The organism is Streptomyces sp. NPDC051976 (assembly GCF_040680795.1).
In the GTDB taxonomy this organism is placed as follows: domain Bacteria; phylum Actinomycetota; class Actinomycetes; order Streptomycetales; family Streptomycetaceae; genus Actinacidiphila.
On the sequence record NZ_JBFAXL010000022.1, the window covers coordinates 134,340 to 147,081 of the forward strand.

The following is a 12,742-nucleotide window of genomic DNA, read 5'->3' on the forward strand; positions in this document are numbered from 1 at the left end:
GGGAAACGCGTGGAGAGGCGTGTTGGGTGGGTTGCAGTCGTCCTCCCCACGCCGTCCGGATCGGAAACCTCTCCTGCCCGGGGGAAATTCCTCGGGCCCGACCCTTACCGCCGATTTACGGGCATCCGGTGCACCATGGGGGAGCATTCCCACAGCTCATGCCGTGTCGGGCAGGCCCTGCCGCCCGGACGCACATGTCCCCCCCGCTCCTGGAAGGAACAGCGCCTTGCGCGTACTGGTCGTCGAGGACGAGCAACTGCTCGCCGATGCGGTAGCCACCGGCCTGCGCCGTGAGGCCATGGCCGTCGACGTGGTCTACGACGGCGGCGCCGCCCTGGAGCGGATCGGTGTCAACGACTACGACGTGGTGGTGCTCGACCGCGACCTTCCGGTCGTCCACGGCGATCAGGTCTGCCGCGAGATCGTCGGGCTCGGGCTGCCCACCCGGGTGCTGATGCTGACCGCCGCGGGCGATGTCAGCGACCGGGTCGAGGGGCTGGAGCTGGGAGCGGACGACTACCTTCCGAAGCCGTTCGCCTTCACCGAGCTGACCGCGCGGGTCCGCGCCCTGGGCCGGCGGACGACCGCGGCGCTGCCGCCGGTGCTGGAGCGCTCCGGGATCAGGCTGGACCCCAACCGCCGCGAGGTCTCCAGGGACGGCCAGGAGGTCCACCTGGCGCCCAAGGAGTTCGCCGTCCTGGAGGTCCTGATGCGCAGCGAGGGCTCGGTGGTCTCGGCCGAGCAGCTGCTGGAGAAGGCCTGGGACGAGAACACCGACCCCTTCACCAATGTGGTGCGCGTGACCGTGATGACGCTGCGCCGCAAGCTGGGCGAGCCCGCGGTGATCGTCACCGTGCCCGGCTCCGGCTACCGGATCTGATCCGCCGTGGCAGCCTCCTCCGGTTCCCCGGCGTCCTCGTCGCCCGTCACCCCACCCGCCCCGCCCCGGCCCTCCTGGGACCCGCCGGTGGTGGAGAACCAGCTCCCCTGGCTGCGGCCCACCATCCGGATACGCCTGACCGTGCTCTACGGCGGCATGTTCCTGATCGCGGGCGTGCTGCTGCTGTGGATCATCTACCTGCTGGCCGCCCAGGCGCTGCACCAGATCAGCCAGCTCCCGTTCGAGATCGTCACCGCCAATGTGCGCCCGACGAACTGCGCGGCGCTGCCGACCGGCAGCACCACCCCCGAGGAGTTCACCCGGGCACTGAACACGTGTATGCAGCACCAGCGCGACCTGGCGCTCAACACCCTGCTCAAGCGCTCCCTGATGGCCCTGATCGGCCTCGCGGTGGTCGCCTTCGCCTTCGGCTACGTGATGGCCGGACGGGTGCTGGCGCCGCTGGGGCGGATCACCAGGACCGCGCGCGGCGTCGTCGGCTCCGACCTCAAGCGGCGGATCGAGCTGGACGGCCCGGACGACGAGCTGAAGGAGCTGGCGGACACCTTCGACGAGATGCTGGACCGGCTGGAGCGCTCCTTCGACGCGCAGCGCCGCTTCGTCTCCAACGCCTCGCACGAGCTGCGCACGCCGCTGGCGATCAACCGGACGCTGCTGGAGGTCCAGCTCTCCGACCCGGAAGTCTCCGCCGACTTCCAGCAGATCGGCAGGACGCTGCTGGCCACCAACGAGCGCAGCGAGCAGCTCGTGGAGGGCCTGCTGCTGCTCGCCCGCAGCGACAACGAGATCATGGACCGCAAGCCGGTGGACCTGTCCGAGGCGGCCTCCCAGGCGCTCGACCAGACCCGCGGCGAGGCCCAGGCCAAGGGCGTGGAGCTGCGCGACACCCGGGAGCCCGCGGTCGTGCAGGGCAACGGCGTCCTGCTGGAGCGGATCGCCCTCAACCTGGTGCAGAACGCGGTCCGCTACAACGTGGCGGAGGACGGCTGGGTCGAGGTCACCACCGGCGTCGAGGGCGGTCAGGCGCTGCTCGTGGTCACCAACACAGGCCCGGTGGTCCCGGCGTACGAGATCGACAACCTTTTCGAGCCCTTCCGGCGTCTGCGTACGGAGCGGACCGGGAGCGACAAGGGGGTGGGGCTCGGGCTGTCCATCGCGCGCTCGGTGGCGCGGGCACACGGCGGGGTGATCGCCGCGGAGCCCCGCGACGGAGGTGGCCTGGTCATGCGGGTCGCGATCCCGCTGTGAACCATGTCACGCCAACGCCGCGGAACCACTTCGCCAGGAACCGTCTCATGTTCGCTATGCGAGAAATTTCGGGTCTGTTCCCTGCCCGAACGGGCTGTGACTGATCGCACAAGAAGATTGGCCACCGCCTACCGTGAGTGATCATGATATCGGAAAAAAGACCGGAAAATCCATGTTTCCGCAGGTCATGATCACGGGAAGTACACGTGATGGCACTCGCGACGTAGGACTTTCAGACTGCTGCGAGTGAGGATCGGCCACCCTCGCGATCACCTCTTCGGGGGCGTCGTTGGGTGTCGATTGAGTAACAGGCCTTGATGTGAGGCAAAATCTCCGCCTCAGGTCGGGCACAAGTCCGGCCTCCCGCGCGTTACGTGCGCTGGAGACACCGCAGACACCCACAGGGGGAGAGCGAAAAAATGGCTACCGATTACGACACGCCACGCAAGACCGACGATGACGTCAACGAGGACAGCATCGAGGAGCTGAAGGCCAGGCGGAACGAGAAGTCCACCTCCGCGGTGGACGTCGACGAGTTCGACCAGGCCGAGTCCCTGGAGCTGCCCGGCGCCGACCTTTCCAACGAGGAGCTGTCGGTCCGTGTGCTGCCCCGCCAGGCGGACGAGTTCACCTGCATGAGCTGCTTCCTGGTCCACCACCGCAGCCAGCTCGCGGCGGAGAAGAACGGCAACCCGATCTGCCGCGACTGCGCGGCCTGATCCCCGGCGCCGTGACCGGCTCGCCGGAAAGCCCGAAGGACGACGAGCGAGGCCGCAGGGCCTCGCTCGCGGCCAGGTCGGCGCGCGGGGTGAAGCACGGCGCCCGCAGCGCCCGTACGGGCGGCCGCAGGGCCAGAACGAGCCTCGGCTCGGCCGGTGAGCGGTTCCTCGAGATCGCTCCCCGTATCCCGGTCCGCGACCTCGCCACACTGCGGGCGCAGTTCCCCGGGCTCGGCCCCGAGGAGATCGCGGACCGCCTGATCGCCGCCGCGGTCAAGGGCACGATGACCGTCGGCGCCGGTGTGGGCGCCGTCGCGATGATGCCCACCCCGCCCGCCATGCCCGCCGAGCTGGTCGCCGAGACCCTCGGCGTCGCCTCGGTCGAGTACAAGCTGATCGCCGAGCTCCACGAGGTCTACGGACTGCGCGTCCCCGGCGGTGCGCGCGAGCGTGCCACCGCCTATCTGTGGTCCTGGACCGAGCGGCGCGGTATCGACGTGATGAGGCTGTCGACGGTCAATGTCGCCCTCGGCGGCACCATGAAGCGGGAGATGCGGCAGCGCCTGCTGCGGCGCAGCCTGCGCAACATGCCGGTCCTGATGCCGTTCATGATCGGTGCGGCCGTCGGCGCCCTGATGAACCGGCGCGACACCCGCAAACTGGCCGAGCGCGTGCGCCGCGACCTGCGCGACTCCCAGCTTCCCTGGCCCACCGCCTGACGCACCCCGCCCGGCGGCCACCGCCTGAGCCCCTGAGCCCGTCCTGAGCGCCCCGGGCCCCGCTCGGCTACCCCTCGCGGCACCTCGGGCCGCCACAGCCGCCCCAGCAGCCGCCAGGGCCTGTCCGGCCCTAGTGGGCCGCCCTGACCGCCTCCAGGGCCTCCGCCAGCCGCTTCGGGCTCCGGGTCGACAGATAGACGTACGGCGTCGGATCGGCCGGATCGGTCACGTCCACCTTCAGCGCCGTCGGCACGTACGAGCGCAGCAGCATGAACGCCCGCGGATCGGCCTTGTGCGACCGCCAGGCCACCGTCTCCTCCGGGTCGAGCACGGTGGCCTCGCCCAGCGCCTCCACCGGGATGCGCGCCTTGCCCGCCACCAGCGAGCCCGCCACCACCCGGATCCGCGCGGACCCGTAGGAGCTGACCGCCATCATCGCCAGCGCGCCGCCGCCGACCAGCCCGGCCAGCATCGGCAGCGGGCCGAACGGGAAGAGGATCAGCGCCATCGCGACGCCCGTTCCGACGGCGAGAAGCCACCAGGAGCGCGGCACGGTGAGGCGTTCGTCGTAAGGCTGCATGCCACCAGACTGCCATGCGCCCCTGTGCCCGCCGCCCCTGCGGTACGGCCTCGCTAGCGGCGCCGCGCGGCCCGCCCGCCGCGCAGCCGGGCCAGCGCCCCGCCGACCCGCGGCGGGGCCGCGCGCAGCCCGGTGGCGAGCTGCTTGGCCCAGTCCGAGGCCGCCGTCGGCGCCACCGCGTCCAGCACGGCGGTGGAGCGTGCCGAACCGCCCACCACATAGCGCGGCAGCGGGCGGCGCGCGGTCAGCGCCCGGTACACCGCGCGCGCCACCGGACGCGGCCCCGGCAGGTCGCGGCAGCCGCGCAGCGCCTCCTCCGCCGCCTCGTACTGCTCCACGTACGCCGAGGCGTGCTCGCCCGGCAGCAGACCCGCGCCGGTCGCCCAGAAACCGGTGGCGCAGGACCCCGGCTCGACCAGGGCGACCTTCACACCGAACGGCTCGGTCTCCATCCGCAGCGCGTCCGTCACCGCCTCCAAGCCCTGCTTGCTCGCGCAGTACCAGCCCAGCATCGGCAGCGACACCCGCCCGGCGACCGACGACACATTGACGATCCGGCCAGCCCGCCGGTCCCGCATCGCGGGCAGCACCAGCCGGGCGATCCGCGCGGGCGCCACCAGATTGGTCTCCAGCTGGCGCCGCACCTCCTCGTCGCCGACGTCCTCCACCGCACCCGGCTGCGCGAACCCCGCGTTGTTCACCACCGCCCACGGACCACCGTCCGTCAGCATCGCGATCTCGGTGAACGCCCTTACGCAGGACGTCGCGTCGGCCACGTCGAGCAGCACGGTGCGCACGGCGGCGCCGCTGCGCTCCACCGCCGCGCGCAGCGCCCGCGCGCCGTCCTCGGTGCGGGCCGTGCCGATCACGTCGAAGCCCGAGTGGGCCAGTTCCAGGGTGATGGCGAGCCCGATGCCGCGCCCGGCCCCGGTGACGACGACGGATCTGGGGTTCATCTGCGCTCCGGTGGTAATCCGGTGGGGGACGGCTCCCGCGGTACGGCGGGTACGGGGCCGCGGCCGCGGGTCTCCCGAGGCAACGGACACCGGCAGGGAAAGGATCCCGCAGGAGGGTAGGGTCTCGGGCGTGAGTGGAGCCAACACACCCCGCGGCGCGGGCAGGCCGGGACTGACCCCGCCGCCCGACGCGACCGCGCCCGTGCGGCACCGGGACGCGCCCGCGCCCGGTGAGCTGCTGGGCGCGCACTACGACCAGTGCTTCGGCTGCGGCGAGGGCCTGCCCCACGGGCTGCACCTGGAGGCCAGGGCGGGCGAGGGCGTCAGTATCACCGCCGAGTTCACCGTGCAGACCGCCCACCAGGGCGCGCCGGGCCTGGCGCACGGCGGTGTCCTGGTCTCCGCGCTGGACGAGACCCTGGGCTCGCTGAACTGGCTGCTGCGGGTCATCGCGGTCACCGGCCGCCTGGAGTCGGACTTCGTCCGCCCGGTGCCGGTCGGCGCGACCCTGTTTCTGTCGGCGCGCTGCACCGCGGTGGCCGGCCGGAAGATCTACAGCTCGGCCGAGGGCCGGATCGGCGGCCCCGACGGACCGGTCGCGGTCCGCGCCGACGCGCTGTTCATCGAGGTCAAGCTGGACCACTTCACCCAGAACGGCCGCCCGGAGGAGATCCAGGCGGCGATGGCCGACCCCGACCAGGTCAAGGTCGCCCGCGCCTTCGAGGTCAACCCGTGAGCAGGTGGACGCCGTGAGTGCACAACGACAGCCCGTGGACGTACTGCTGCGGCGGCTCGACGAGTCCGTCCCCGTACCGTCCTACGGTCATCCCGGCGACGCGGGAGCCGACCTGATCACCACCCAGGACGCCGAACTCGCCCCGGGCGAGCGGACGGTGCTGCCCACCGGGGTGGCCATCGCGCTGCCCGACGGGTACGCGGCCTTCGTGCATCCGCGCTCCGGGCTGGCCGCGCGCTGCGGTGTAGCCCTCGTGAATGCCCCGGGAACGGTGGATGCCGGGTACCGTGGAGAGATCAAGGTGATCGTGGTCAACCTGGACCCGCGCGAGACCGTGCGGTTCGAGAAGGGTGACCGGATCGCCCAACTGGTCGTCCAGCAGGTCGAGCGGGTCCGCTTCCACGAAGTGGCGGAGCTGCCGGGATCCGCACGGGCCGCGGGGGGCTTCGGCTCCACGGGGGGGCATGCCGCGGTGGACTCACCGCCGGCTGACACGTCCAGCAACGGATACGCATCGGTCGTTGCAGACCGGGAAGGACAGTGACCGTGTTCCGTCGTCGCAAGGAGCGCGAAGACGCCCTCGACGAGCTCGACGAGGCCGCAGGCCCGGACGAGCTGGCCGAAGACCTCGATGAGTCGGACGACTCCGGCGAGTCCACCCGCTACAACCTGCCGCCCGCCCCGAGGCCCGACGGGCCCTGGGACGTGAGCGAGGTCAAGGAGCCCGGCGAGGGCCGGGTCGACCTCGGCGGTCTTTTCGTGCCCGGAGTCGAGGGCATGGAACTGCGGGTGGAGGTCGCGGGGGAGTCCATCGTCGCCGCGACCGTGGTCCTGCGGGACAGCGCGGTCCAGCTCCAGGCGTTCGCCGCTCCCAAGTCCGAGGGCATCTGGGGCGAGGTGCGCGAGGAGATCGCGGCCGGGATCACCCAGCAGGGCGGCATCGTCGACGAGGTCGAGGGTCCCCTCGGCTGGGAGCTGCGGGCCCAGGTGCCCGTACAGCTCCCCGACGGCACCAACGGCGTGCAGCTGGTGCGCTTCATCGGCTGCGACGGCCCCCGCTGGTTCCTGCGCGGAGTGATCTCCGGCCAGGGCGCGGTGCAGCCGGCCGCCGCCGGTGTGCTGGAGGCGGTCTTCCGCGACACCGTGGTGCTGCGCGGCGAGACCCCGATGGCACCGCGCGACCCGATCGTGCTGAAGCTGCCGAACGACGCGCAGATGGTGCCCGACGGCGCCGCGGCCGAGCAGGCCGAGCCGTCCAAGTTCGGCGACGGCATCGACCCGATGCGCCGCGGTCCCGAGATCACCGAACTGCACTGACCCGCAGCACTCCCGCCGCGGCCCGCACCTGTACGAACAGGTACGGGCCGCGGCGGCGTTCGCTGCCTGTACCGTACGGATACCCGCGACGCGGGCATGGGGCGGGCAGGACGGTCTTCACGGGGAGGCAGCATGAGCGAGCGGTCCACCGGGCACGGTTCGACGGCGGTACGGGAGAACCCCCGGGCCGGTGACATGGTGGTGGTCGACGACCTGCGCCGCACCTACGGCAGCGGCGACACGGCCGTACACGCCCTGCGCGGGGTGTCGTTCTCCGTGCCGCGCGGTGAACTCGTCGCCCTCAAGGGCCGGTCGGGCTCCGGCAAGACCACCGTGCTCAACCTCGTCGGCGGCCTCGACAGCCCCGACGGCGGCCGGATCACCCTCGACGGCACCGATCTCGCCGGGCTCGGCGACGACGACCTGCTGGCGCTGCGCCGCGACCGGATCGGCTTCGTCTTCCAGTCCTTCGGCCTGATCCCGATCCTCACCGCCGCCGAGAACGTCGGCGTGCCGATGCGGCTGCGCAAGGCCGACGCGCGGGAGCGCGAGGAGCGCGTCGAGCTGCTGCTGTCCCTGGTGGGACTGTCCGACCACGCCAACCAGCGCCCCGGTGAGCTGTCCGGCGGCCAGCAGCAGCGGGTGGCCATCGCCCGCGCGCTCGCCAACCGGCCGGTGCTGATCATCGCCGACGAACCCACCGGCCAGCTCGACGCGGACACCGGCCTCGCGGTGATGGAGCTGCTGCGGGCCGTCGTCCGCAGCGAGGGCGTCACCGCGCTGGTCGCCACCCACGACGCACAGCTGCTGGCACTCGCCGACCGGGTCCTCGAACTGCGCGACGGGCAGATCGTCTCCGACGAGTGACGACGGAGCGGCCGGGCCGGGAGACGGCCGCCCGGGCCGCCGGGGGCGCTGTGGGCGTCAAGACCGCGTCAAGGTGAACCCGGACGGCGCCCGTGCGGCCGTTACGTCCCGTGGTGTCGTTCTAGGGTCGTAGCGTGCGCGCGACCGGACCGTCCGGGCGCAAGACGCGCCCGAGCGGGACGATGGAGCCATGGCACGCGGCAAGCTGCGCATCTACCTGGGAGCGGCCCCCGGCGTGGGCAAGACCTACGCCATGCTCTCCGAGGCGCACCGCCGTGCCGAGCGCGGCACCGACGTGGTGGTCGGCTTCGTCGAGCACCACAAGCGGCCGCGCACCGAGGTGATGATGCACGGCCTGGAGGAGGTCCGCCGCAAGGAGATCGTCTACCGCGGCGGCGTCTTCACCGAGATGGACGTGGACGCGGTGCTGGAGCGGGCGCCGGAGGTGGCGCTCGTCGACGAGCTGGCCCACACCAATGTGCCCGGTTCGCGCAACGCCAAGCGCTGGCAGGACGTCGAGGAGCTGCTGCGGGCGGGCATCGACGTCATATCCAACGTCAACATCCAGCACCTGGAGTCGCTCGGCGACGTGGTGGAGTCCATCACCGGCGTCCGGCAGCGCGAGACCGTGCCCGACGAGGTGCTGCGCCGCGCCGACCAGATAGAGCTGGTCGACATGTCGCCACAGGCGCTGCGCCGCCGGATGGCACACGGCAACATCTACACGCCCGACAAGGTCGACGCGGCGCTGTCCAACTACTTCCGGCCCGGCAACCTCACCGCGCTGCGCGAGCTGGCGCTGCTGTGGACCGCCGACCGGGTCGACGAGTACCTCCAGCAGTACCGCGCCGACCACCGGATATCCGCCGCCTGGCAGGCCCGCGAGCGGATCGTCGTCGGCCTCACCGGCGGGCCCGAGGGCCGCACCCTGATACGGCGGGCCGCCCGGATGGCCGCCAAGGGCTCCGGCAGCGAGATCCTGGCCGTGCACATCGTGCGCAGCGACGGCCTGGCGTCCGGCTCCGCCAAGGAGCTGACCGTCCAGCGCACCCTGGTCGAGGACCTCGGCGGCTCCTTCCACCACGTCGTCGGCGACGACGTGCCCGACGCCCTGCTGGACTTCGCCCGGGGCGTGGACGCCACCCAGATAGTGCTCGGCACCAGCCGCCGCAAGGCGTGGCAGTACGTCCTGGGGCCCGGGGTCGGCTCCACCGTGGCCCGCGACTCCGGCGACATCGACGTCCACATCGTCACCCACGAACACGCCGCCAAGGGCCGCGGGCTGCCCGCCGCCCGGGGCGCCAAGCTGGGCCGCTCCCGCGTCGTGGCGGGCTGGCTCACCGGCGTCCTGGCCCCCGTCCTGCTCTCCCTGGTGCTCGCCCAATGGCACCCGGGCATGGGCCAGGCCACCGACATGCTGCTCTTCCTGACCCTGACGGTCGCGGCGGCACTGGTCGGCGGGCTGCTCCCGGCGCTCGCCTCGGCGCTGCTCGGCTCGCTGCTGCTGAACTACTACTTCACCCCGCCGACGCACTCCTTCACCATCGCCGAGCCCGAGAACATCATCGCCATCGCGATCTTCGTGGTGGTCGGCGCCGCCGTCTCCTCGGTGGTGGACCTGGCCGCCCGGCGCACCCAGCAGGCCGCCAGGCTGCGCGCGGAGGCGGAGATCCTCTCCTACCTGGCGGGCAGCGTTCTGCGCGGCGAGAGCTCGCTGGAGGCGCTGCTGGAACGGGTCAGGGAGACCTTCGGCATGGACGCCGTGGTGCTGCTGGAGCGGGAGAGCGAGCACGGACCGTGGCACTGCGCCGAGAGCGTCGGCGGCAGCCCGTGCCTGCGGCCCGAGGACGCCGACGTGGAGGTGCCGGTCAACGACCGGCTCACCCTCGCCCTCACCGGCCGGGTGCTGCCCGCCTCCGACCGCCGGGTGCTGTCCGCCTTCGCCGCGCAGGCGGCCGTCGTCCTGGACCGGCGGCGGCTCGCCGACGAGGCGGGGAAGGCCAGGGAGCTGGCCGAGGGCAACCGCATCCGCACCGCCCTGCTGGCCGCCGTCTCGCACGACCTGCGCACCCCGCTGGCGGGCATCAAGGCGTCCGTCTCCTCGCTGCGCTCGGCCGACGTCGCCTGGTCCGCCGAGGACGAGGCGGAACTGCTCGCCGGGATCGAGGACGGCGCCGACCGCCTCGACCACCTGGTGGGCAACCTGCTGGACATGTCCCGGCTGCAGACCGGCACGGTGACCCCGCTGATCCGCGAGACCGACCTCGACGAGGTGGTGCCGATGGCGCTCGGCGGCGTCCCCGAGCACAGCGTCGTCCTGGACATCCCCGTCGGCCTGCCGCTGGTCTCCGTCGACCCCGGCCTGCTGGAGCGCAGCGTGGCCAACGTGGTCGAGAACGCCGTGAAGTACAGCCCCGGGCGCGACGGCGTCCTGGTGGCCGCCAGCGCGCTCGGCGACCGGGTCGAGGTGCGGGTCGTCGACCGCGGCCCCGGAGTGCCGGAGAGCGCCAAGGAACACATCTTCGAGCCCTTCCAGCGTTACGGCGACGCTCCCCGCGGCACCGGCGTCGGCCTGGGCCTGGCGGTCGCCCGCGGCTTCGCCGAGGCCATGGGCGGCACCCTGGTCGCCGAGGACACCCCCGGCGGCGGACTGACCATGGTGCTCACCCTGCGCGCAGCCGCCGACGGCGAGCCCGCCCGCCCCGACCTGCCCGCGACGGCCACCACGTGAACGAGAAGAGGACGCACATGTACCGGGTGCTGGTGGTCGACGACGAACCGCAGCTCGTACGGGCACTGGCCATCAACCTGCGCGCCCGCGCCTACGAGGTCGACGCCGCGCACGACGGCGCCACCGCGCTGAAGGCGGCCGCCGCCCGCCACCCCGACGTGGTCGTCCTCGACCTGGGCCTGCCGGACATGGACGGCGTCGAGGTGATCCGCGGTCTGCGCGGCTGGACCCGGGTGCCGATCATCGTGCTCTCCGCCCGGCAGACCTCCGACGAGAAGGTCGAGGCGCTCGACGCCGGCGCCGACGACTACGTCACCAAGCCGTTCGGCATGGACGAGCTGCTGGCCAGGCTGCGCGCCGCGGTCCGCCGGGCGGCCCCCACCGCGCCCGAGGACGGCGCCGCCACCATCGAGACGGACACCTTCACCGTCGACCTGGCCGCCAAGAAGGTCAACCGCGACGGCACCGACGTACGCCTGACCCCCACCGAGTGGCACCTGCTCGAAGTGCTGGTGCGCAACTCCGGCAGGCTGGTCGGCCAGAAGCAGCTGCTCCAGGAGGTCTGGGGGCCCGCGTACGGCACCGAGAGCAACTACCTGCGGGTCTACATGGCGCAGCTGCGCCGCAAGCTGGAGGCGGACCCGGCAAGGCCCCGGCACTTCATCACCGAGCCGGGCATGGGCTACCGCTTCGAGCAATGACCGTGCCCCGCGCGCCCGGTACGCTGGAAGGCATGAGTGGTGCCATCCGTTCGGACCGACCCGCGGGACGTTTCCGCCGCATGCTCGACCGCCTGTCCTCCTCCCAGGAGGAGCTGCACTCCGAGGAGCTGCAGCAGGACGCCCTGGCGGTGGGCTGCACGAGGATCTGCGACTGCTCCGACCGCCAGATAGTCACCGTCACCGGTACGCTGCGCACGGTCACACTCCGTCCCCGGGCGGGTGTGCCCGCACTGGAGGCGGAGCTCTTCGACGGGTCGGCCCCGCTGGACGTGGTCTGGCTCGGCCGCCGCAGCATCAGCGGCATCGAACCCGGCCGTCGCATCATCGCCTCCGGACGGATCTCCCTGAACCGGGGCCGTCCCGTGCTGTTCAACCCCAAGTACGAACTGCGTCCGGTCGGACAGGAGTAACAGGTGGCGTCGATCGACAACACGGATCACACGGTGCAGACGGATCCGGCGCCGGCCCACGCGGGCAAGGCGCCGGATCCGGTCGCACCCGGTGCCGGCGAGATCACCCCGGAGGCCAGGGCGGTCACCGAGGCCGCGCTCTTCGACGCCTTCGGCGGCATCCGCGGCATGATCGAGACCACGGTCCCCGGCCTGGTCTTCGTCGCCATCTACACCGTCAACAAGGACCTCAAGAGCTCGGCCATCGCCGCGCTCGCGCTGTCGGTGGCGATGGGCGCGGCCCGGCTGGCCCGCAAGGACACCCTCAAGCACGCCTTCAGCGGGGTCTTCGGCGTCGCCTTCGGCGCCGTCTTCGCGATGATGTCCGGCAACGCGAAGAACTTCTACCTGCCCGGCATGCTCTACACGCTGGGCCTGGCCGTCGCCTACCTGGTCTCCGCCGCCGCGGGCTTCCCGCTGCTCGGACTGATCCTCGGGCCGGTGTTCAAGGAGAACCTGTCCTGGCGCACCCGCAACCCCGGACGGCTGCGCGCGTACACCAAGGCGAGCTGGGCCTGGGGCCTGATCCTGCTGGCCAAGTCCGCGATCCTCTTCCCGCTCTACTGGTGGGGCAACGCCACCCAGCTCGGCTGGGTCAAGGTCGCCCTCGGCATCCCGCCCTTCCTGCTGTCGGTCTACCTCACCTGGATCTTCCTGGTGAAGGCGCCGCCGCCGATCGACGTGATCGCCGAGATGGAAGCGGCGGAGGCAGCCGAGAAGGCCGAGAAGGCCGAGAAGTCCGCCTCCTCCTCCTCCTGATCCGGAACGGCGTGTGGCCCCGAACCGAGGTTCGGGGC

General features: G+C 72.1%; 14 protein-coding genes. 12 read left to right on the forward strand and 2 right to left on the reverse strand.

The window, feature by feature from the left end:
- Window positions 1–226 precede the first annotated feature (226 nt).
- The 4 genes from AB0M29_RS22370 to AB0M29_RS22385 all read left to right on the forward strand — a co-directional run bounded on the left by AB0M29_RS22370 (window position 227) and on the right by AB0M29_RS22385 (window position 3,587).
- On the forward strand, window positions 227–880 hold the full coding sequence (locus AB0M29_RS22370) for a response regulator transcription factor (protein ID WP_365385082.1): 654 nt from the start codon (window positions 227–229) through the stop codon (window positions 878–880).
- A 6-nt stretch (window positions 881–886) separates the two neighbouring features.
- Window positions 887–2,149, forward strand: a complete 1,263-nt coding sequence (locus tag AB0M29_RS22375) for a HAMP domain-containing sensor histidine kinase (RefSeq protein ID WP_365385083.1) — start codon at window positions 887–889, stop codon at window positions 2,147–2,149.
- A gap of 419 nt (window positions 2,150–2,568) precedes the next feature.
- A complete protein-coding gene (locus tag AB0M29_RS22380) occupies window positions 2,569–2,868 on the forward strand; it encodes a DUF4193 domain-containing protein (protein WP_103884889.1) in 300 nt (99 codons plus the stop codon).
- Window positions 2,790–3,587 carry a hypothetical protein gene (locus AB0M29_RS22385; RefSeq protein ID WP_365385116.1) on the forward strand — a complete coding sequence of 266 codons (798 nt, stop codon included), beginning with the start codon at window positions 2,790–2,792 and terminating at the stop codon, window positions 3,585–3,587. The genes AB0M29_RS22380 and AB0M29_RS22385 overlap by 79 nt, the downstream gene beginning before the upstream one ends.
- A gap of 130 nt (window positions 3,588–3,717) precedes the next feature.
- On the opposite strand, the gene AB0M29_RS22390 is transcribed toward AB0M29_RS22385, so the two are convergent.
- Window positions 3,718–4,167, reverse strand: coding sequence for a DUF3093 domain-containing protein (locus tag AB0M29_RS22390; protein WP_365385086.1), 450 nt, complete (start codon window positions 4,165–4,167; stop codon window positions 3,718–3,720).
- A 53-nt stretch (window positions 4,168–4,220) separates the two neighbouring features.
- On the reverse strand, window positions 4,221–5,123 hold the full coding sequence (locus tag AB0M29_RS22395; protein WP_365385087.1) for an SDR family oxidoreductase: 903 nt from the start codon (window positions 5,121–5,123) through the stop codon (window positions 4,221–4,223).
- A 130-nt stretch (window positions 5,124–5,253) separates the two neighbouring features.
- Here AB0M29_RS22395 and AB0M29_RS22400 point away from each other — a divergent pair, with 130 nt between their 5' ends.
- From AB0M29_RS22400 to AB0M29_RS22435, 8 genes are all read left to right on the forward strand, one after another.
- On the forward strand, window positions 5,254–5,859 hold the full coding sequence (locus tag AB0M29_RS22400) for a PaaI family thioesterase (protein ID WP_365385089.1): 606 nt from the start codon (window positions 5,254–5,256) through the stop codon (window positions 5,857–5,859).
- Window positions 5,860–5,872: 13 nt separating this feature from the next.
- Entirely contained in the window at window positions 5,873–6,403 is a 531-nt protein-coding gene (gene dut / locus AB0M29_RS22405) for a dUTP diphosphatase (RefSeq protein WP_365385092.1), read from the forward strand.
- A gap of 2 nt (window positions 6,404–6,405) precedes the next feature.
- Window positions 6,406–7,176 (forward strand): DUF3710 domain-containing protein, encoded by a 771-nt coding sequence (locus AB0M29_RS22410; protein WP_365385094.1) that lies wholly within the window; start codon window positions 6,406–6,408, stop codon window positions 7,174–7,176.
- A 132-nt stretch (window positions 7,177–7,308) separates the two neighbouring features.
- Complete coding sequence (locus tag AB0M29_RS22415; protein ID WP_365385095.1) at window positions 7,309–8,043, forward strand: ABC transporter ATP-binding protein; 735 nt, start codon at window positions 7,309–7,311, stop codon at window positions 8,041–8,043.
- Between the two features lie 190 nt (window positions 8,044–8,233).
- Window positions 8,234–10,774: a sensor histidine kinase KdpD gene (locus tag AB0M29_RS22420; protein ID WP_365385097.1), complete on the forward strand. Its 2,541-nt coding sequence runs from the start codon at window positions 8,234–8,236 to the stop codon at window positions 10,772–10,774.
- Between the two features lie 17 nt (window positions 10,775–10,791).
- Complete coding sequence (locus AB0M29_RS22425; protein WP_365385117.1) at window positions 10,792–11,475, forward strand: response regulator; 684 nt, start codon at window positions 10,792–10,794, stop codon at window positions 11,473–11,475.
- A 32-nt stretch (window positions 11,476–11,507) separates the two neighbouring features.
- Window positions 11,508–11,906, forward strand: coding sequence for an OB-fold nucleic acid binding domain-containing protein (locus AB0M29_RS22430; RefSeq protein ID WP_365385100.1), 399 nt, complete (start codon window positions 11,508–11,510; stop codon window positions 11,904–11,906).
- A gap of 102 nt (window positions 11,907–12,008) precedes the next feature.
- The gene (locus AB0M29_RS22435) at window positions 12,009–12,704 is read left to right on the forward strand and encodes a DUF3159 domain-containing protein (protein WP_365385119.1); all 696 of its coding nucleotides are present in this window, start codon (window positions 12,009–12,011) and stop codon (window positions 12,702–12,704) included.
- The last annotated feature ends 38 nt before the right edge of the window (window positions 12,705–12,742 follow it).